At 69.2% G+C, this 1,489-nt stretch carries 1 protein-coding gene; it reads right to left on the reverse strand.

Features of this window, described 5'->3' with window-relative positions:
* Positions 1 to 1,355: IS4 family transposase (locus G3I17_RS39165; protein ID WP_343238568.1), on the reverse strand; the 1,355-nt coding region annotated here is incomplete at its 3' end.
* Positions 1,356 to 1,489: the final 134 nt, after the last annotated feature.

Below are 1,489 nucleotides of genomic sequence, written 5' to 3' on the forward strand. Positions count from 1 at the left end.
GCTTCGGGGGTCAAGTTGTGGATCTGGATGTTGATGGTGGCGTCGCGGGTGCGGCGGTCGGGGGTGCGGGTGGCGGCGCGGTATTTGGAGATCGCGCGTTTGATGACGCGGGCGCGGATGCGTGGTCGGCGGTTGGGGAGCAGGGCGGAGAGGATTGCGGTGCCGATGCGGCCGATGAGGTCGGTGAGGTCGGTGGTGATTGCGGCGGCGTGGGTGATCTGGTCGCGGGCGGTGTTCAAGGCGATGGTGAGTGAGGCCCGGTCGGGGTCGAGGTCGGGGCGGTGCAGGAGGGCGTCGGCCATTGCGGTGCGCAGTACCTGGTAGGCGGTCAGCAGTGCCCAGGTCTCCTGGATGACGGCGGCCGGGTGCTGGGCACGCAGGACTCTGCCGCCCAGGATGGTGGACTTCAGTTCCAGGTAGGCCGTCTCGATTTCCCACCGCTGGTGGTAGAGCCGTACCAGTGTGATCGCGGGTGCCTCGTGCGGGTCCAGGAGCGTGGTGATGAGCCGGTAGTGGCCGGTCTGGGTGGTGCCGTCGGCGGACCGGGCGGTGATCGTCGCCTCGATCACCCGTACTGGCAGGCCGGCGATGTGTGACAGGAACGAGCCGTCTGCCAGGCGCTGCTGCACGGGTAGCCGTCGCGCGCGGGATCCGGTCTTCGCGCGGATCAGGAAATCCGCCCCGGCCGCCGCGACGGCGCCGGTGAACGCGGTCGTGGCGAAGTTGCGGTCTGCCAGCAGCAGCATCCCGCGGTGCAGGGCACCGCTCAGGTCACGGGCGTAGGTCAGCTCACCGACCGCGTCGGTGCCGAAGACCGCGTCGATGACCGATCGGGTCCCACAGGCCACGATCGCCACCACCCGCAGCAGCGGGTAGCCCGCCGGCCCGTTCGGTCCGCAGGCGGTCTTGGGAAACACGGCCCGGTTCGCACCCGTGTCCGGCACCGCGATGGTCGTGCCGTCGATCGCGACCACCAACCGGCCGGCGAACCGCGCCGTGTGCCTGGCCGTGGTCGCGACCGGGCCTTTGAGCAGGTCGAACAACTCCCGCAAGGGCGCGATGCCGACACGGCGCATCGCCTGCGTCAACGAGGAACCCGCCGGCGCCGCCCACACCCCGGGCAGGGACGCGGTCAACCGCGACCAGACCTGTCCCCACCCCTGACCGGCGAACAACGCCCCCGCCAGCAGCAGATACACCACCACCCGCGACGGCAACAGCCGCACCCGCTGCTGCCGGCCACCACACGCGGCCAGCGCCGCGTCGACCATCTCGAACGGCACCACCCGGGTCAGTTCACCCAAGTGCCCCGGCGCGAACACGCCACCAGCATGACTAATGACAGAATCAGACACAGCAGCCCTTGTGGAGTTGGACCAGTCTTGGAGGACCGGACCACATCTACAAGGGCTGCACTCCTATCACCAGCCGCAACACCGACTTGACCACACACTCCGCTGCCTAACCGAACGGCGTTGGGGTTAACCCC

It is taken from the genome of Streptomyces sp. SID13031, from assembly GCF_010548305.1.
GTDB lineage: Bacteria > Actinomycetota > Actinomycetes > Propionibacteriales > Kribbellaceae > Kribbella.